At 54.4% G+C, this 18,653-nt stretch carries 16 protein-coding genes and 1 riboswitch; of the genes, 10 read left to right on the plus strand and 6 right to left on the minus strand.

Annotated elements, in window-relative coordinates; translation table 11 throughout:
- Nucleotides 1–34 precede the first annotated feature (34 nt).
- The 3 genes from N1249_RS19105 to N1249_RS19115 are packed head-to-tail and all read left to right on the plus strand — an operon-like array spanning nt 35 to nt 4,371.
- Complete coding sequence (locus N1249_RS19105) at nt 35–2,557, plus strand: fimbria/pilus outer membrane usher protein (protein ID WP_259832062.1); 2,523 nt, start codon at nt 35–37, stop codon at nt 2,555–2,557.
- Nucleotides 2,558–2,563: 6 nt separating this feature from the next.
- On the plus strand, nt 2,564–3,307 hold the full coding sequence (locus N1249_RS19110) for a molecular chaperone (RefSeq protein ID WP_409193151.1): 744 nt from the start codon (nt 2,564–2,566) through the stop codon (nt 3,305–3,307).
- Nucleotides 3,308–3,309: 2 nt separating this feature from the next.
- A complete protein-coding gene (locus N1249_RS19115) occupies nt 3,310–4,371 on the plus strand; it encodes a fimbrial protein (protein WP_259832065.1) in 1,062 nt (353 codons plus the stop codon).
- A 62-nt stretch (nt 4,372–4,433) separates the two neighbouring features.
- On the opposite strand, the gene ribB is transcribed toward N1249_RS19115, so the two are convergent.
- Nucleotides 4,434–5,087, minus strand: a complete 654-nt coding sequence (ribB, locus tag N1249_RS19120) for a 3,4-dihydroxy-2-butanone-4-phosphate synthase (RefSeq protein ID WP_259832067.1) — start codon at nt 5,085–5,087, stop codon at nt 4,434–4,436.
- Between the two features lie 106 nt (nt 5,088–5,193).
- Nucleotides 5,194–5,344, minus strand: a riboswitch (FMN riboswitch).
- Nucleotides 5,345–5,465: 121 nt separating this feature from the next.
- On the opposite strand from ribB, the gene ubiK reads away from it, so the two are divergent.
- Nucleotides 5,466–5,762: a ubiquinone biosynthesis accessory factor UbiK gene (gene ubiK, locus N1249_RS19125; protein ID WP_259832069.1), complete on the plus strand. Its 297-nt coding sequence runs from the start codon at nt 5,466–5,468 to the stop codon at nt 5,760–5,762.
- 103 nt (nt 5,763–5,865) lie between these two features.
- On the opposite strand, the gene hldE is transcribed toward ubiK, so the two are convergent.
- From hldE to N1249_RS19140, 3 genes are read right to left on the minus strand one after another with little or no spacing between them, the layout of a single operon-like run.
- A complete protein-coding gene (hldE, locus tag N1249_RS19130) occupies nt 5,866–7,296 on the minus strand; it encodes a bifunctional D-glycero-beta-D-manno-heptose-7-phosphate kinase/D-glycero-beta-D-manno-heptose 1-phosphate adenylyltransferase HldE (protein WP_259832071.1) in 1,431 nt (476 codons plus the stop codon).
- A gap of 40 nt (nt 7,297–7,336) precedes the next feature.
- Nucleotides 7,337–10,195, minus strand: a complete 2,859-nt coding sequence (gene glnE / locus N1249_RS19135; RefSeq protein ID WP_259838221.1) for a bifunctional [glutamate--ammonia ligase]-adenylyl-L-tyrosine phosphorylase/[glutamate--ammonia-ligase] adenylyltransferase — start codon at nt 10,193–10,195, stop codon at nt 7,337–7,339.
- An 18-nt stretch (nt 10,196–10,213) separates the two neighbouring features.
- Complete coding sequence (locus N1249_RS19140; RefSeq protein WP_259832073.1) at nt 10,214–11,515, minus strand: inorganic triphosphatase; 1,302 nt, start codon at nt 11,513–11,515, stop codon at nt 10,214–10,216.
- 237 nt (nt 11,516–11,752) lie between these two features.
- Between N1249_RS19140 and N1249_RS19145 the strand changes: the two genes are divergently transcribed.
- Nucleotides 11,753–12,373 carry a TIGR04211 family SH3 domain-containing protein gene (locus tag N1249_RS19145; RefSeq protein ID WP_014071800.1) on the plus strand — a complete coding sequence of 207 codons (621 nt, stop codon included), beginning with the start codon at nt 11,753–11,755 and terminating at the stop codon, nt 12,371–12,373.
- 61 nt (nt 12,374–12,434) lie between these two features.
- A complete protein-coding gene (locus N1249_RS19150) occupies nt 12,435–13,676 on the plus strand; it encodes a multifunctional CCA addition/repair protein (RefSeq protein WP_259832075.1) in 1,242 nt (413 codons plus the stop codon).
- Between the two features lie 10 nt (nt 13,677–13,686).
- Here N1249_RS19150 and bacA read toward each other — a convergent pair whose 3' ends face one another.
- Entirely contained in the window at nt 13,687–14,508 is an 822-nt protein-coding gene (bacA, locus tag N1249_RS19155; protein ID WP_259832077.1) for an undecaprenyl-diphosphate phosphatase, read from the minus strand.
- A gap of 106 nt (nt 14,509–14,614) precedes the next feature.
- On the minus strand, nt 14,615–14,983 hold the full coding sequence (gene folB, locus N1249_RS19160) for a bifunctional dihydroneopterin aldolase/7,8-dihydroneopterin epimerase (RefSeq protein WP_259832079.1): 369 nt from the start codon (nt 14,981–14,983) through the stop codon (nt 14,615–14,617).
- 107 nt (nt 14,984–15,090) lie between these two features.
- Between folB and plsY the strand changes: the two genes are divergently transcribed.
- From plsY to N1249_RS19180, 4 genes are all read left to right on the plus strand, one after another.
- On the plus strand, nt 15,091–15,705 hold the full coding sequence (gene plsY / locus N1249_RS19165) for a glycerol-3-phosphate 1-O-acyltransferase PlsY (protein WP_166717973.1): 615 nt from the start codon (nt 15,091–15,093) through the stop codon (nt 15,703–15,705).
- A 144-nt stretch (nt 15,706–15,849) separates the two neighbouring features.
- On the plus strand, nt 15,850–17,316 hold the full coding sequence (locus N1249_RS19170; protein ID WP_259832081.1) for an MFS transporter: 1,467 nt from the start codon (nt 15,850–15,852) through the stop codon (nt 17,314–17,316).
- A gap of 188 nt (nt 17,317–17,504) precedes the next feature.
- Nucleotides 17,505–18,332 carry an urease accessory protein UreD gene (locus N1249_RS19175; protein ID WP_259832083.1) on the plus strand — a complete coding sequence of 276 codons (828 nt, stop codon included), beginning with the start codon at nt 17,505–17,507 and terminating at the stop codon, nt 18,330–18,332.
- Between the two features lie 10 nt (nt 18,333–18,342).
- The gene (locus N1249_RS19180; protein WP_182062500.1) at nt 18,343–18,645 is read left to right on the plus strand and encodes an urease subunit gamma; all 303 of its coding nucleotides are present in this window, start codon (nt 18,343–18,345) and stop codon (nt 18,643–18,645) included.
- The last annotated feature ends 8 nt before the right edge of the window (nt 18,646–18,653 follow it).

Consider the following 18,653-nt stretch of genomic DNA (forward strand, 5'->3'; position numbering starts at 1 on the left):
CATTACGAGAACGCTTTATCAAATGAATGGTTTTATGCGCAAACATTCCGGCTTTGGCCTCAATAAACTATCCCTTTTAATAAAACGCTCTCTGCATACAACACTCTGTACAGCAGTATTATCTTTTCCAGCTATCGCAGTGGAATTCAACACCGATATGATTGATGCAGAAGATCGTAATAATATTGATATCTCCCAGTTCGAAAAAAAAGGGCATATCACGCCAGGAAAGTATCTGGTCCGTATTCAGGTGAATAAAAACACCCTGCCGCAAGCCATGACAATGGAGTGGTTTGCAACAGAAAATGAAAGCGGCTCGCAATTGTGCTTAACACAGAGCCAGCTTGAAGAATTTGGGCTCAGTAGTGAATTCATTAATACCCTTCATAATCTGAATAATACCGGTTGTCTGGATCTCAGTAGCAATCCTGAACTCACTTACTCGCTGAATAAAGCGACCATGGTGTTGTCTATCGTCGTGCCTCAGGCCTGGATGAAATATCAGGCAGCCAACTGGACACCACCCGAATATTGGGATGAAGGTATCGGGGGCGCACTACTGGATTACAACATCTATGCCAGCCAGTACGATCCTGACGGCGGGGATTCCAGCCAAAATATCAGCTCTTATGGTACGGCAGGCTTTAACCTCGGCGCATGGCGTTTACGTTCGGATTACCAGTACAACCAAAACTTCATCAATGGCCACTCCGTTGGCACCGACAGCAGCCTGGCAAGGACCTATCTCTATCGCCCAATTCCGTCTCTGGCATCAAAGTTCACGGTTGGGCAATACGATCTGAGTTCTGACATTTTCGATACGTTCCATTTTACCGGCGCATCCATAGAAAGTGATGAAAGTATGCTACCACCCGATCTGCAAGGCTATGCCCCGCAAATCACGGGTATTGCCCAGACGAATGCTAAAGTGACCGTTTCACAGTCAGGACGTGTGCTCTATCAAACAACGGTGGCCCCGGGTCCTTTCACCATATCCGATCTTGGCGATACGTTTCAGGGACAGCTGGACGTAGTCGTTGAAGAAGAAGATGGACGCAAAAGTACCTTCCAGGTTGGAGCGGCATCTATTCCTTTCCTGACCCGAAAAGGTCAGGTGCGATACAAATCCTCCATTGGCAAACCGACCACAACGGGGAATAACAGCGTTAACAACCCGCTGTTCTGGACCGGTGAAGCATCCTGGGGATGGCTCAGCAGTGTTTCACTCTACGGTGGCACAATGCTCACAGCCGACGATTACCAGGCCCTCACAACAGGCGTGGGTTTTAACCTGAACAGTTTTGGCTCTCTGTCGTTCGACATCACGGGTGCGGAAGCAAATTTGCGCCAGAAGAAAGACGAAAAGCAGCGTGGTTTCAGCTACCGGGCAAACTATGCCAAACGATTCGAATCCACCGGCAGTCAGGTCACATTCGCAGGATACCGCTTCTCCGATGAAGATTATGTCTCCATGAGTGAATACCTCTCTTCAAGAGAAGGTGATGATTCGGTAAGTAATGAAAAAGAGAGTTATGTCATCTCATTCAACCAGTATATCGATGCACTGGAACTGAACACCTATCTCAACCTCACGCGCAACACATACTGGAACGACAGCAGCAGTACTAACTATTCACTCTCTGTGAGCCGAAATTTTGATATTGGCAACCTGCGCGGATTGTCCGCTTCTCTGGCGCTAAGCCGCGTTCACTGGGATGACAGTGACGAAAACCAGGTCTACTTTTCATTTACCCTGCCGCTGGAACAAAGCCGTAGCATTATGTACAGCTATCAGCGTTCGGGTGGCGATAACACTTCGCATATGGCCTCCTATTTCGACTCGTCCGACAGAAATAATACCTGGAATATTTCGGCATCTGCCACGGAAGACGATCTCAGCAATGGTGAGCCATCATTGCGCGGTGGTTATCAACACTACTCGCCTTATGGCCGCCTGAACCTCAGCGGCAGCGTACAACCCAACCATTACAACTCTGTCAGCGCAGGCTGGAATGGTTCATTCACCGCCACCCGCTATGGTATGGCGCTGCATGATTACAGCCCGGCAGATAACGCCCGCATGATGGTCGATGCCGAGGGTGTGGCAGGTATTGAAGTCAATGGCTCACGGACGCGAACAAATACATTCGGCATTGCCGTGGTTCCGTCACTGACAAACTACACCACTTCCACGCTTCGCGTTAACAGCAACAATTTGCCAGACGGGGTGGATATCGAAAACTCCGTCATTCGCACCACGCTAACGGAAGGCGCCATCGGATATAGCAAACTCAATGCCACCACCGGTTACCAAATCGTTGGCGTTATTCGCCAGGAAAACGGTCAGTTCCCCCCTCTGGGCATCAGCATCATCGATAAAGCCTCTGGCAAAGAAGTCGGGCTGGTTGCAGAAGAAGGGTTCGCTTATCTCAGCGGGATTCAGGAAAACAGTACGTTACGTCTGACCTGGTCTGGCAAAACGTGCGAAATTACGCCGCCGAACCAAAGCAATCTCAGCGGTGACGCTATATTTTTACCTTGTAAAACAGTGCATTAATTCAGGATGAATAAAATGAACATCTCCATTTTCTCAAAGGGACTTATCTGTTTCCTCGGCGTTTGTAATTTTGCACACGCCACCGTATCGCCCGACAGAACTCGCATCATTTTCAACGCCTCAGCAAAAAGCGTGTCGGTCAGGCTGACGAACCAGAGTAAAACCGACCCTTATCTGGCTCAGTCGTGGATAGAGGACAAAGAGGGTAAAAAAACACGCGAGTTTATCTCCCCTATTCCGCCATTGTTGCGTATCGAGCCTGACGAACAGGCGCAGGTACGCCTGATGGCACAGCAAAACCTCAGCCGGCTTCCAGCCGATCGGGAGTCGCTGTTTTATTACAACATGCGGGAGATACCACCAAAAGCAGAGCAGGAGAACGTGATGCAAATTGCTATGCAAAGCCGCCTTAAACTGTTCTGGCGGCCAAAAGCTATTGAGCTGAAAGAGGGACAATTTGTACCACTGGATAAAGTGGTCATATCCCGTTCTTCTGACGGCCTGCAACTCAAAAATTCCAGCCCCTATTATATCACCGTGGGATATATCGGACTGAATGGCAAAACGCTGCTACCAGGCGCAGAAAGCGTGATGGTTGAACCTTTCGGTCAGGCCTCTCAGACGCTACCAAATTTACCTGCAGAATTTCAGATTGGTTATGTCGGCGATTACGGCGGGCTGGAAATGTTTAAAGTGAGCTGCAATGCGGTGCAGACCAACTGCCAGAGCAAGCCGGTGAAAAAGGGATAATAATGAAAAAAGTCTACCTCGCTATGATCGTTATTTGCTGCATGTTTTCATCCTCCGCATGGGCATTAAACTGCTATAAAAATAGTTCTGGCGGCGCAAGCCTGGTCACGACAACACTTCCGGCTTTCACCGTACCGGCCAATGCGCCGTCAGGACAGAAAATCTGGGAAAGTGGCGATCTGCTGGTCACCGTTTACTGTGACGGCGCTACGCGAGATCATAAGAAATCCGTTGAAGACGATCCCTGGAGCGAGAATATATACGCGTACATTCTGGACAGTTTTCACAACACGGACAGTCTGGTAACGAATAATCCCTATCTGGCATTCGGCGTGACCTATAGCGGCGTTGACTACGATACCCCTGATATAAAAATCGACACAGGGGCATGTTTAGACAAAATGGATGACTATTCCCGTACGTATAAAGTTGCAGCCTGCAATGGAACAACGATTCAGAAAAATGTCTCCTTTACGGTACGATTTCGTCTCTACGTTAAGTTAAAAACAGTGCCTAAAGAGCAGTTTGATTACACGTTTCCTGCTGTCACGGTGCTGACTTTTGATGGTATCGGTGGAATCAACGTCATGCCTGGCGCAAAAAACCTCCACTACGATATTAATGGTCTGTCTAATATCCATTTTCTTGATTGCGGAGTGAATATAAGAATTTATCCTGATAATCAGATTGTGAGTTTTGGGCAATTCACTGAAAGCGCCATTAAGTCCAGGGCACACACTGCCCCCTTTAGCGTCTCGACAATTAAGGATGCCACTGCGGGTTGTACGGAACAGTTTGATATCACGACCAGTTTTTACACCACCGATACGCTCTATGATGATACGCACCTGGACATGGGAAATGGTTTACTCATGCGCCTCATTGATAAAACTAATGGCGACGTGACGTACAATCAGTATCTTCCTTTTGCAACCTATCACCCTGATGATACGGTGACGACACAAACGCACGATTATACGGCTGAGCTCACCCACAAACCGGGTGAAGCTATTACTCTCGGGCCATTCAGTAAAGACATTATTGTCAAAATTAACTACCAGTAACTAGCCGCACCTGCCAGAAACAAAAAAGCCGGGCAGCGCCCGGCATTTTCACATCAGCCATTTCAGCTGGCTTTGCGCTCGTGCGCCTGGCGGTACTCCACCAGATCTTCAATCGTTACAACCGGCATGTTGTGCAGACGCGCAAAGGTGATGCACTCTGGCGCACGCGCCATGGTGCCATCATCGTTGGTCAGCTCACACAAAACGCCTGCTGGTTTGAAGCCAGCCAGAGTCACCAGGTCGATAGTCGCTTCGGTGTGGCCGCCGCGTGTCAGTACGCCGCCCGCCTGCGCGCGCAGTGGGAAGACGTGGCCCGGACGATGCAGATCAGAAGGTTTCGCATCATCGGCAATCGCGGCACGGACGGTGGTCAGACGGTCAGCCGCAGACACACCGGTGGTCACGCCGTGCGCCGCTTCGATGGTCACGGTAAACCCGGTACCAAACGCGCTGGTGTTGTTTTCGACCATCATCGGCAGCTCAAGCTGCTTACGACGATCTTCGGTAATACACAGGCATACGATGCCGCTGCCGTGACGGATGGTCAGCGCCATCTGTTCAACGGACATGTTTTCGGCGGCGAAAATCATGTCGCCTTCGTTTTCACGGTTTTCATCGTCAAGCACCATCACACCGCGGCCTTCGCGCAGTGCATCCAGTGCATGTTCAACACGCTGAGTTGAAGTGCCAAAAGAGGAAAGTAGCGTCTGATTCATGGTAAAAAAACCTCATTAAAATTATGGTTACCAGAATCAGGGCAGTCTTAGGAGCGCCACATAAGCGGCAAAAAAATAACGTGAGCGGGCCCATGCCCGACTTGATCGTTACTCTCTCCCATCCGGACTCTAACCGTCGGCCCCGGAATTACACCGGATCTGCTGACCTTTGAGTTTTCACCCAAAGCGCTCGCGGGCTTTCAGCGTCACGCTGATTTACCGCCGGTGGGGAATTTCGCCCCGCCCTGAGAATAAGCGAAGTAACTATAACGCTATTGATTAACCTGGGCAATGCATAAGCTTCAAACAATATTGGTTTATCCTGGGGCATGACGCGCTACAATGGTCATTAACACCGTTTCATCAAGGGAAGCCACAATGATTGACCCGAAAAAAATTGAGCAAATTGCGCGCCAGGTCCATGAGTCCATGCCAAAAGGTATTCGTGAATTTGGTGATGACGTTGAGAAGAAAATCCGCCAGACGTTGCAGGCGCAGCTGGTTCGCCTTGATTTGGTCAGCCGTGAAGAGTTTGACGTGCAGACACAGGTACTGTTGCGCACCCGCGAAAAACTGGCGTTGCTGGAACAGCGTTTAACCGAGCTGGAAAACCGTAATGCGCCGGAAGAAGTGAAACCGGCACCGGCCATTCCACCAGTGGGCGACCAGGAGTAAGTGCGGCCTGTATCGCCCGGTGGCGCTTCGCTTACCGGGCCTACATGAGCGTGTCGGTCGGGTTATCCGACATGAAAAAAAACGGGCCGAATGGCCCGTTTTTTTACTGACTGTCTTTCTGGATCTTCTTAATGATGTTGGTGGTAGAACACCCGTCCTCAAAGTTGAGCACCATCACTTCACCGCCGTTGGCCCAGACCTCTTCGCTACCGGCGATTTGCTCTGGCTTGTAATCACCGCCTTTTACCAGCAGATCCGGCAAAATACCGGCGATCAGGCGCTGCGGAGTATCTTCTTCAAACGAGACAACCCAGTCCACCGCTTCCAGCGCGCCAAGCACGATCATACGCTGTTCCAGTGGGTTCACCGGACGCGTTTCGCCCTTCAGGCGTTTTGTTGACGCATCGCTGTTCACCGCCACAATCAGGCGATCGCCCAGCTTACGCGCATTCGCCAGATACGAGACATGCCCGGCGTGCAGAATATCGAACACGCCGTTGGTCATCACCACTTTCTCGCCGCGTTTACGCGCGGCGGCAACAGCGGCTTTCAGCTCGTCTTCGCTCATCACACCGAAACCGGTATCTGAGCGGCCACGCACGGCGTTTTCCAGCTCGATAGGGGAAACAGTTGATGTCCCCAGCTTGCCGACCACCACGCCCGCCGCAGCGTTAGCAAAGTAGCAGGCTTCTTCCAGCGAGTTACCCGCGGCAAGCGTTGCCGCCAGCACGCCAATCACCGTATCGCCAGCACCGGTCACGTCATACACTTCCTGCGCCTGAGTCGGCATATGCAGTGGCGCTTTACCCGGCTGAATCAGGGTCATGCCCTGCTCTGAGCGGGTCACCAGCAGTGCAGACAGCTCGAAATCAGCAATGATCTTCATGCCGCGTTCAACAATTTCAGCTTCCGTTTTGCACTTGCCCGCCACCGCTTCAAACTCAGAAAGGTTTGGCGTCAGCAGCGTTGCACCACGGTAGCGTTCAAAATCCGTCCCTTTCGGGTCGATCAGCACAGGGACATTGGCTTTACGCGCCAGCTGGATCATCTTCTGGACGCTTGCCAGCGCACCTTTGGCGTAGTCGGAAAGCACCAGCGCGCCAATATTCCCCAGCGCCTGGTTGATGCGCTCGTGCAGCGGCTCAGGATCAACACCTTCAAACCCTTCTTCAAAGTCGAGGCGGATCAGCTGCTGGTTACGGGAAAGTACACGCAGTTTGGTGATCGTCGGGTGTGTCGGCACCGAAACGAAGTCGCACTTCACGTTCACGTCCGCCAGCGACTTGCTCAGCGCACGCGCCGCATCGTCGATACCGGTCAGCCCAACCAGACGCGAATGCGCCCCCAGAGAAGCAATGTTCATCGCCACGTTTGCCGCGCCGCCAGGACGCTCTTCAATGGTGTCGACCTTGACCACCGGAACAGGTGCTTCCGGGGAGATGCGGCTGGTTGGCCCATACCAGTAGCGATCCAGCATCACATCACCGACAACCATAACCCCAGCACGTTCAAACTCTGGCAGTGTTACTTTCATTCCTGACTCCAGAAAGATTCACAATTTGCGCGCGATAATATCACACTTGTTTTGTTACGCACGGTTCCACCAGCCACTTCTGCCAGCTGGCGGTAACCTGCGCGCGTTCCTGCGTAAAACAGTCCAGCGCCACATTGCCGGGCTGTTCCTGTAATGCCAGATGATGCAGCTCATCGCGAAGCGTAGTGTAGGCGCGCGTTAACGCCTGCGCTTCCTGCTCATCCATAATGTCGTTTTGCGCCAGCAGTTCCAGAATGCGCACATTGTCCGACCAGCGGATAAGCTTCGGCTTCTGGTTAGCATGACGCAGCACCAGATACTGTGTAATAAACTCGATATCCGTAATACCGCCTTCATCGGCTTTAATATCAAAGCGATCGCGATGTTTATTGCCTAAGTGGGCGCGCATTTTTTCACGCATTTCACGCACTTCGGTTTGCAGCGTGCTGCCGTCACGCGTTTTGGTCATCACGTCACGGCGGATAGAATCAAACTGGGTTTTAAGCTGCGGATCGCCATAGACGACGCGCGCGCGCACCAGCGCCTGATGCTCCCACGTCCAGGCTTCGTTTTGCTGATAATCGGCAAACGACTCGGTGGACGTCACCAGCATCCCTGCGGCACCCGACGGGCGCAGACGCGCGTCCACTTCATACAAAATGCCTGACGAGGTGCGGGTACTGAACAGGTGCATAATGCGCTGCGCCAGACGCAGATAGAACTGACGCCCGTCGATCTCACGTTCGCCGTCGGTCATCACATCCACCGGGCAGTCATGCAGGAAGATCAAATCAAGGTCGGAGCTATAGCCCAACTCCCAGCCGCCAAGCTTCCCGTAACCCACCACGGCAAAACCGCGGCCTTCACGGTCGGCCAGATGTTTCGGTTGCCCGTAGCGCGCCACCATTTGCATCCACGCCTGTTGTACCACCGCATCGATGATGGCTTCGGCAAGCCAGGTTAAGTGATCGCTCACTTTCATTACCGGCAGTGTACCGGCGATATCTGCCGCGGCCACACGCAGCATCTGTGCCTGCTTAAACTGACGCAGCGCCTCCAGCTGTTGCTCTTCATCCTCTTCCGGCACGCGCAGCAAGTACTGACGCAGTTCATCCCGGTAGGCATCGGTCGCCGTCGGCTGATAAAGCGTATTCGGATCGAGCAGTTCGTCCAGCAGCAGCGGGTAGCGGGCAAGCTTATTGGCCACCATCGGTGATGCGGCGCACAGCGTGATCAGGTGTTTCAGCGCGCCGGGGAATTCGCTCAGCAGTTCAAGGTAGGTTGTCCGCGTGATGATGCCGCTCAGCAGTGGCATCATGCGCGACAATGGCACAGGCGCATCCGCACGGGAGCAGACATCGCTCAGAAGATGTGGCATCAGATGATCAAGCACCTGGCGGCCACGCGGGCCGATCGCACGCTTGTTCAGCTCGCCACGGAAATCGGCAATCAGTACCACCACGCGGTGACGGTCGTCGTCACTTAAGTGCGCCAGTACCGGCGTAGTGTCGTCTTCCTGCAACGCATCCTGCCACAGCTCGCGCCAGTGTTCAGAGAGCGTATCGTCCTGAGATTCACTTTCATCGTCGCCGATAAGGTCGTTAAAGATCCGGCGTACGCCCGCCATGTGGGCTTCCAGATTTTCGGTCAGCGCCGTCCAGTCGTCCACCCGCATTCCCCAGGCCAGACGCGCACGATTAAGGTCATCTCCCGGCAGGGTCTGCGTTTGCTCATCGTTAATGCTTTGCAGCAGGTTTTCCAGCCGACGCAGGAACAAATAAGCGTCGTGAAGCGTGCTGGCATCCCCTTCCGGCAGAAGATGAAGCTGCTCAATGGCGGTCAGGGTCGGCAGCAGCGAACGGGATTGCAGTGAAGGCTCACGCCCGCCGCGAATAAGCTGGAACACCTGAACGATAAACTCGATTTCACGAATACCGCCGGCGCCGAGTTTAATGTTGTCTTTCAGGCCACGGCGGCGCACCTCGCGGGCAATCATCCCTTTCATGTTACGCAGTGACTGGATCACGCTGAAATCGATATAGCGGCGGAACACAAACGGGCGCAGCATAGCGCGCAGCTCGTTGGCGTAGACATCGCCGTTATCACCCATGATCCGCGCTTTGACCATCGCATAACGTTCCCAGTCGCGCCCCTGCTCCTGGTAATAATCTTCCAGCGCCGCAAAGCTCAGCACCAGCGGGCCGCTGTCGCCAAACGGACGCAAACGCATATCCACGCGATAGACGAAGCCATCCTGAGTGGGTTGATCCAGCGCTTTAATCAGGCGCTGCCCCAGGCGGGTAAAGAATTGCGCGTTGTCCAGCTCACGCCGACCGCCGCGCGTTGTTCCTTTCTCCGGCCAGGCAAAGATCAGGTCGATATCAGAAGAGAAATTCAGCTCTCCACCGCCGAGCTTGCCCATCCCCAGGATCAGCAACGGCTGAGGAACCCCCTCTTCGCTGCACGGCGTGCCCCACTCTTTGCAGCAGGCGTCGTACAGCCAGTCTCGTGCCGCGACAATCAGCGTCTGCGCCAGTTCGCTCAGCTGTTGCAACGTGCTCTCTTCGCTAACCAGCGCCAGCGCCTGCGCCCAGGCAATACGCACCATCACCCGACGGCGGAACAGACGCAGCTCGCGCATCAGCGTTGCTTCGTCTGTCACGCCACTGAGCGCGGTTTGTAGCCAGCCGGCATAATGCTGCCACTCGTCAGCCTGCGGCGGCGAGCTCTCAAGCTCCGCCAGCCAGTCAGGGTTAGCAGTTACGCTTTCCTGCACAAAATCACTGAACGTGAGCACGCTTTTAGCCTGCTCGCTTAATGATGACGCTGGTAATGACTCAGGCAGACGTTCGCAAACGGTCTGCCACTGCTGCTGTAACTGCGAAGAGAGCGGCATTATTGGGGTTCCTTGCCAGAGTTAACGTTTTCCGCTGTGCAGCCAGAACGGATCCTGAGAAATGGCCTCGTTGCGGAAATGCTCTATTTCTATGTGTTGCCGGGTTTCGATAGCGTGCTTCAGCCCCTGCCAGTTATCCAGCCAGGCCTGCGCTTTGGCGTCATCGTATGCACCCGCCAGCAGCAAAATGCTGTCGATATTGCGCGCCAGACGAGGAAGCTGATCGCCATACTGATCGCCCAGCGGGTACGCGAAGGTGGTTTTCAGTTCAGCGGCATGGCGAGAAAGATGGGTATCGGAAAAACGTTTGAACGAATCGGCGATTTTAGCCTGCGCTTTCGCGTCCAGGAATGTACGCCAGCCGCGCGACACCAGGAACTCTGTCAGCGCCAGTTTTGCCGTTGCGGTTTGCGGGCTGTAGATGGCTGTTTGCGCCGACACATCCGAAAGCATCACCGCTTCGGTTTGCGTCAGTAAATCACGTAAGTGAGCGCTCGCTTTACGAGGAACAATACCGCCAAACAGCGCCAGGGTATGGCGCACCAGGCCAATCGCCGCCAGCACATGGGCTTTCGCCCCTTTCACGCCGCGTGACCACAGCTCTTCATGATATTGCCATTGCGAAAGCGCCAGCTCCAGAGAGGCTTCCAGCCCTTGCTCTACAGAGGCTTTCGGTGCGACGCGCAAAATAGTGGTCGGCTTCAGCACGCGTGGCGCATTCCCGGCCGCCAGATGGTATCCGCGCGCGGCTTTGCTCAGGCTCCCCTGGCGTAAACCGGACTGATTCACCAGCTTGCGTGCCAGCTTCAGCACGTCGTCGGCATCGCCTTCGAGCAACTCAAGCTCTAGTTCGCAGATTGGCTCCTGGAATTCACCCGCTTTTACCTCACCCAAATCGAGGGCGATTTCAATGCGGCTTTTACCTTCGTTCACCAGCCATTTTTCGCGCCAGAAATCGGTGCTGAACAACGGTTGCACCTGCTCCGCGAGCGTTGCTGGCAACTCGCCTTCAGGCCAGACTTCGGCCGGGAAACGATCCAGTTCAAGTTCGGGCTTGCTGATGTCGATATTATATTCAGGACGCTGATGTAAACCGCCTACCACACGGCCGGCGATTTTCATCGTCATTTCGTAGCACCCGCTGGCACCACGAATGCGCAGCCCCATGTCATGACGGCGCAGCCAGTTGTCCGGCGTTTCGTAATAGATGTTGAGCAGTTGAACCGGTTCATGATGTTCGCCGGTCAGCTGATGCAAGTGTTGACGGAGTGCGTCAACGCTCTCTTTTTCTACTATAAATTTTAATTCGATCTCTTGAGCCATAGTCTTGTACTTACGGTTGCGTCACAGCTGAATCAATTAAGGCGAACTTACTCGCCAGTTTCTTGTCAGTACATAGTATTTTGCGCCAAATTGCCACGCAATGAGCAATTTGACGGGCGTAAAAGTTTGAAGCAGTGGTTAACAGGACACAGAAGATTCTGATTGATGATGAATACTTTGCGTAGAGACACTGTTACCACTACTATCGTTCCACTTTTTATGAAAATAACGACTGATATGCTTAAATTACGCCTGATTGGACTCACTTTACTTGCTTTTAGCGCCGCGACGGCGGTCCACGCTGAAGAGAAACGTTACGTTTCTGACGAACTGAACACCTGGGTACGCAGCGGCCCTGGGGATAATTATCGCCTCGTGGGCACGGTTAATGCCGGCGAGGAAGTGTCGCTTTTACAGACCAACACTGACACCAACTATGGTCAGGTTCGTGATAGCACCGGTCGTACTTCCTGGATCCCACTGAAAGAGCTGAGCAATGTGCCAAGCCTGCGCACCCGCGTACCGGATCTGGAAAATCAGGTAAAAACCCTGACCGACAAGCTGAACAATATTGACGGCACCTGGAACCAGCGCACCGCAGAAATGCAGCAGAAAGTGGCGCAGAGCGACAGCGTGATTAGCGGCCTGAAGGACGAAAACCAGAAGCTGAAAAACGAGCTGATTGTCGCACAGAAGAAAGTGAATGCCGCCAATCTCCAGCTCGATGACAAACAACGCACCATCATCATGCAGTGGTTCATGTATGGCGGCGGCGTGCTGGGCGTCGGTCTGGTGCTGGGTCTGGTTCTGCCACTCCTTATCCCTAGCCGTAAGCGTAAAGACCGCTGGATGAATTAATTCGTCTTCGATGCCAGACTTACGTACTATCTTGCGAAAAGAGAAAACGGGAGTGTTGGGCGTGAAGAGTTATCTGGTCGGTGGTGCGGTTCGTGATGCGTTGTTAGGTCTGCCGGTCAAAGATAAAGACTGGGTGGTGGTCGGCGCCACGCCAGAAGAGATGCTTAACGCGGGCTACCAGCAGGTAGGCCGCGATTTTCCTGTTTTTCTGCATCCCAAAAGCCGCGAAGAGTACGCCCTGGCGCGCACGGAACGAAAATCCGGCTCCGGTTATACCGGTTTTACCTGCTATGCCGCGCCGGACGTAACCCTGGAGCAAGATTTACTGCGCCGCGATCTCACGATTAACGCCCTGGCGCAGGACGACCAGGGCAACATCATTGACGCATACGGCGGCCAGGACGATCTGCGCAACCGCATTCTGCGTCATGTCTCCCCTGCCTTTTCCGAAGACCCGCTGCGCGTGCTGCGCGTGGCGCGCTTTGCTGCCCGTTACGCCCATCTGAGCTTCCGAATCGCCGATGAGACAATGGCGCTGATGACGGCCATGACGGATGCGGGCGAACTGGAGCACCTCACACCAGAACGCGTCTGGAAAGAGACGGAAAACGCCCTGACGACCCGCAACCCGCAGGTTTTTTTCCAGGTGCTGCGCGATTGCGGCGCGCTGAAAGTGCTCTTCCCGGAAGTGGATAATCTGTTTGGCGTCCCGGCTCCGGCAAAATGGCACCCGGAAATTGACACCGGCGTTCACACGCTGATGACCCTGAGTATGGCTGCCATGCTAAGCCCGGAAGTGGACGTGCGTTTTTCCACGCTGTGCCACGATCTTGGTAAGGGGTTAACGCCAAAAGAGTTCTGGCCGCGCCACCACGGACACGGTCCGGCGGGCGTGAAGCTGGTTGAAGGGCTCTGCCAGCGCCTGCGCGTGCCTAACGACATCCGTGACCTGGCGAAACTGGTGGCAGAATTCCATGACCTGATCCACACCTTCCCGATCCTGAAACCGGCTACCATCGTGAAGCTGTTCGATAACATCGACGCCTGGCGCAAGCCGCAGCGCGTGGAGCAAATCGCCTTAACCAGCGAAGCCGACGTGCGTGGGCGCACCGGATTTGAAGCCTGTGATTACCCGCAAGGGCGTTTGCTGCGTGAAGCCTGGGATGTTGCCCGAGCCGTGCCGACAAAAGATGTTGTCGACGCCGGATTCAAAGGCCCGGAAATTCGTGAAGAGATGACAAAGCGCCGGATTGACGCGGTAACCGCGTGGAAGGAACAGCGTTGCCCTCAGCCCAAAAACTGAGGGCAACAGGTCAGAAGAAGACCACGTAGACGGCAGCCGCCACGATGAAGCGATAGATAGCGAACGGAATAAACGAAATACGCTTAATCAGTTGCAGGAAGGTTTTGATCGCAATCAGCGCCACGATAAAGGCGGTGATAAAGCCCACTGCGAACATCGGAATGTCGCCTGCGGTCAGGAAGTGGTAGCTCTTATAGACATCGAGCACGGTCGCGCCCATCATCATCGGCACCGCCAGCAGGAACGAAAACTCCGACGCCGCATAGCGACTGACGCCCATCAGCATCCCACCGGAAATAGTCGCCCCTGAACGAGAGAAGCCCGGCCACAGCGCCAGACACTGGAAGCAACCGATCATAAACGCCTGGCGATAGGTCATATCATCCAGACCTTCTGCACGTGGCGTTTTCGGTTTCAGCACTTCTGCTGCAATCAGCAGGAAGCCACCCACCACCAGTGCGTACATTACGTTAATAGGGTTGAAGAGCGATTTGATCGTGTCGTGAAATACCAGCCCCAAAACGACTGCCGGGACCATCCCCAACAGGATATGGATAAGCGTCAGGCGGCCCGTGCCTTCCCCCTCACGCTGCGGCAAACGGCCAAAGTGAATGCCAATCAAACCAAACAGACGACGCCAGAACATCACAACCACGGCCAGAATGGAGCCGAGCTGAATAACCACTTCGAATGTCTTTGCGGTATCGCCTTCAAAGCCCAGCAGATGACCAACGATAATCATGTGACCGGTACTGGAAACCGGCAAAAACTCCGTCAATCCTTCGACCACACCCAGTATTGCCGCCACCAGCAGCGAGTGTATATCGCTCATCTATAAACCCCTAACAAGATATAAAAAAACGGTTCACCCATCGGGCAACCGTGAAAGTTACAGCGTTAAGACCGATATAACAGAAAAAGGTTTAGCAATTATGACGTTAATTGCTCCCTTTCAGATTATGGCCACGCTCAATAATAACGCCAACATTTGCTGCGCGAGCGACCGCACCCGGTTTGCTCAGTTTGATGCGCACCCAGGGTGAGTTGAATTTGTTCAGCAGCAGTTCCGCCACCTCTTCCGCCACGCGTTCCACCAGCGCAAAACGTTGCCCTTCAACGTGGCCAATGACCGTTTCACTGATATCGGCATAGCTGAGGCAGTCATTGACGTCATCACTTTTTGCCGACTTGCGGTTATCCCAGCCCATTTCGATATCGAACACCAGCTTCTGTTCAATGGTCTGTTCCCAGTCGTAAACACCAATAGTGGTGATTACCGAAAGTTGCTCTATAAATACAATATCCATCACGACCTGCCTGCTTTTTGGCTAAACCGGATACCACTTCCGGCGAATTATGCGTATTATCCACAGATGTTGAGAATACAGATACATTTTCAAAACGGAACAGCGTTATGAGTGCAATCGCGCCTGGAATGATCCTCCTCGCCTACCTTTGCGGCTCAATCTCCAGCGCCATTCTGGTCTGCCGAATCGCCGGGTTACCTGACCCTCGCGTAAGTGGTTCCGGGAACCCCGGGGCGACCAATGTACTACGAATTGGCGGCAAGGGAGCAGCCGTAGCGGTTTTGGTTTTTGATGTACTGAAAGGAATGCTACCCGTCTGGGGCGCGTATGCTCTGGGCATTACCCCGTTTTGGCTTGGCCTCATCGCCATCGCCGCCTGCGTCGGCCATATCTGGCCCGTTTTCTTTGGTTTTAAAGGCGGCAAAGGCGTTGCCACCGCATTTGGCGCGATTGCGCCTATCGGCTGGGATCTCACCGGCGTGATGGCAGGGACCTGGCTGCTGACCATTTTACTGAGCGGTTATTCGTCTCTGGGGGCGATTGTCAGTGCGCTGATCGCGCCGTTCTATGTCTGGTGGTTCAAACCGCAATTTACCTTCCCGGTATCGATGCTCTCATGTCTGATCCTGCTGCGTCACCACGATAATATTCAGCGTTTGTGGCGCCGTCAGGAAACGAAGATCTGGACAAAGCTGAAGCGGAAAAAGAAAGAATCTGAGTAATCGACATGCCCGGCGGCGCTTTGCTTGCACGGGCCTACAGCAGCAATCTCCCCTTCAGGTTATGTCTTATAACCAAATGTGATTTTGGTCACCTTCTGCCTGTGGTAACTGTTAGGTACACAACACAACCACACAAAAAGAAAAATGGCAGAAATCACAGAAACAACTCCCCTTTCCACGGCAGGAAACACCCCGGATGGCGACATTAAATGGGTGCGTAACGCATCAGACGTTTCACGCCTGGTCAACGACGGCTCTCAGGGCCGTGCCAACGCCCGTATCGTGGTCGGTATCGCGCTGGGCGGGATTTTCCTCGATGCCTACGATCTTGGCGCACTGGCGTTCGGTATCAAAGACATTACCCGCGAATTCAGTCTCACCCCTGCGGGCACCGGGATGGTGGCTTCGGCAATTACCTTCGGCGCCATTGTCGGGGCGCTGCTCGGCGGTTATCTCACGGATAAAATCGGGCGCTACCGCGTCTTTATGGCCGACATGGTGTTCTTTGTGGTCGCGGCCATCGCCTGTGCGCTGGCGCCAAACGAGTATGTACTGGCAGGCGCACGCTTTGTGATGGGTCTTGGCGTGGGGATTGACCTTCCGGTGGCGATGGCGTTTCTGAGCGAATTTGCCAAACTCAAGGGTCCGGGGAATAAGGCCTCCAGCGTCGCCATGTGGTGCCCGACCTGGTATGCCGCCATCAGTATCTCTTACCTGCTGGTGCTCTTTTTCTACGCCGTGCTGCCAGAAAGCCACAGCGACTGGCTGTGGCGTTTGATCCTCGGCTTTGGCGCGGTGCCTGCGCTGGTGATTATTGCGATCCGTAGCCGCTATATGAGCGAGTCTCCGGTCTGGGCGGCGAACCAGGGGAACCTGAAAGAGGCGGCGTCTATTTTACGCCAGTCGTATAACATTAATGCCCACGTGCCGCAGGACGCACTCGACCAGCCCGCACCGGTGGTCAACAAGGCGAAATGGTCAAACTATCTGAACCTGTTCCGCGGTATCTATTTACGACGCACCACGCTCGCCACACTGCTGTCGGTGGTTTCCTCGTTCGCCTATAACGCCGTCGCCTTTGGTCTGCCGGTGATTATCTCCAGCTTCTTTGTGCAGTCGATGCTGACCACCATTCTGATTTCGCTGGTGCTTAACCTGCTGTTTGCCTTTGTCGGCGGGCTGCTGGCGGTGCGCTACGTCCCGCGCTTCGGCGCGTGGCGGATGTCGCTTGCGGGCTACGCCTGCCAGCTTGTGGCGCTGCTGGGGCTGGCGTTAATTGGCCGTCCTGACGGGGCAACGGAAGGCGTGGTTGCCGTCGCAATGCTGGCCCTGTTCCTGTTTGGTCAGGGTTTTGGTCCGGGCGCGCACACCATGACGTTTGCTTCCCTGAGCTACCCGACCTCGCTGCGTGGCGTGGGCGTTGGCCTTAACCAGACGCTGATGCGCAGCAGTTCAACGCTATCGCTGTTCCTCTTCCCACTGCTGGTCGCCTCTCTGGATACTGCGGTGTTCTGGGTGATCGCCCTGGCACCATTTATCGGCCTGGCCTCACTGCTGGCGATCCGCTGGGAACCGTCCGGGTATGATGTGGATGCGGAGGATTATCGGTAGTCTCGCAGACCCCGTTATTAATAATATCATCGCCTTTCCTGCCGGGTGGCGCTGCGCTTACCCGGCCTACATTACTGAAACCGGCTCACCTGAGCCGGTTTTTTTATCCATAAGCGACTCATATGACAGCCTTCATTTCCGCCAGGGCATACTGAAACGTAACCCGATGGTGAGCAGATGGATGCAGCATGTTAGCAACTCAGGTCACTGATAACTCTTACAAAGGCTGGCAGGCAACACTTGCTCTGCAATTTTGTCACACCCCTGAGAAAACCCTCCTGCATTCCGCTCACCACATCGGGCCGCTTACCGTTCAGCGGCCGTTTTACCCTGAAGGTGAAACCTGCCACCTCTATCTCCTGCACCCACCAGGTGGCGTTGTCGGCGGCGATACGCTGGATATTTCTGTCCGGCTCGACGCCAACAGCCACGCGCTGATCACCATGCCGGGTGCCAGTAAGTTCTATCGCAGCAGCGGCCCGCAGTCCTGCCTGAACCAGCACTTTTATCTTGATGATAACGCAACGCTGGAATGGCTACCGCAGGACACCATTATCTTCCCCGGCGCGAATGCCGCATTGCGTTCCGTCTTTCACCTGCGGGCATCCAGCACCCTGCTGGCCTGGGAGCTGTACTGTCTTGGCCGCCCGGTCATTAATGAAACCTTCAGCCACGGCACGCTGGAGAGCCGCCTTGAGGTCTGGGTCGACGACGCGCCGCGCCTGATTGAGCGCCAGCATCTCAGCAACGGCGATCTCACGCCCGTGGCCGGGCATCCGTGGCTCGGCACGTTACTGTTTTATCCCGCCAGCGAAAATCACCTTGAAACAGTACGTGAACGGCTCGGCCCGCTGGACAATTTTGCCGGCGCCACCCTCACCGACGACTTGCTGTCGGTGCGTTTTCTGTCGCATGACAACCTGATTTGCCAGCGGGTAATGCGCGAGATCTGGCAGTCGCTTCGCCCGCTTTTAACCCCCAAAACCGCCTGTTCGCCGCGTATCTGGCAGACATAAGAGAAACGTTATGGAACTGACCCCCAGAGAAAAAGACAAGCTGTTGTTGTTCACCGCCGCGCTGGTTGCCGAACGCCGCCTTGCACGCGGGGTGAAGCTCAATTACCCGGAATCGGTTGCGCTGATCAGCGCCTTTATTATGGAAGGCGCCCGCGATGGTGAAACCGTGGCCTCACTGATGGAATCAGGCCGCCATGTCCTGACGCGCGCACAGGTGATGGAAGGTGTACCGGAGATGATCCCCGATATCCAGGTGGAAGCAACCTTCCCGGACGGATCCAAGCTCGTCACCGTTCACAACCCGATCGTGTAAGGAGCCAC

The sequence above is a fragment of the Enterobacter sp. CP102 genome (assembly GCF_025152625.1).
Lineage (GTDB): Bacteria > Pseudomonadota > Gammaproteobacteria > Enterobacterales > Enterobacteriaceae > Enterobacter > Enterobacter soli.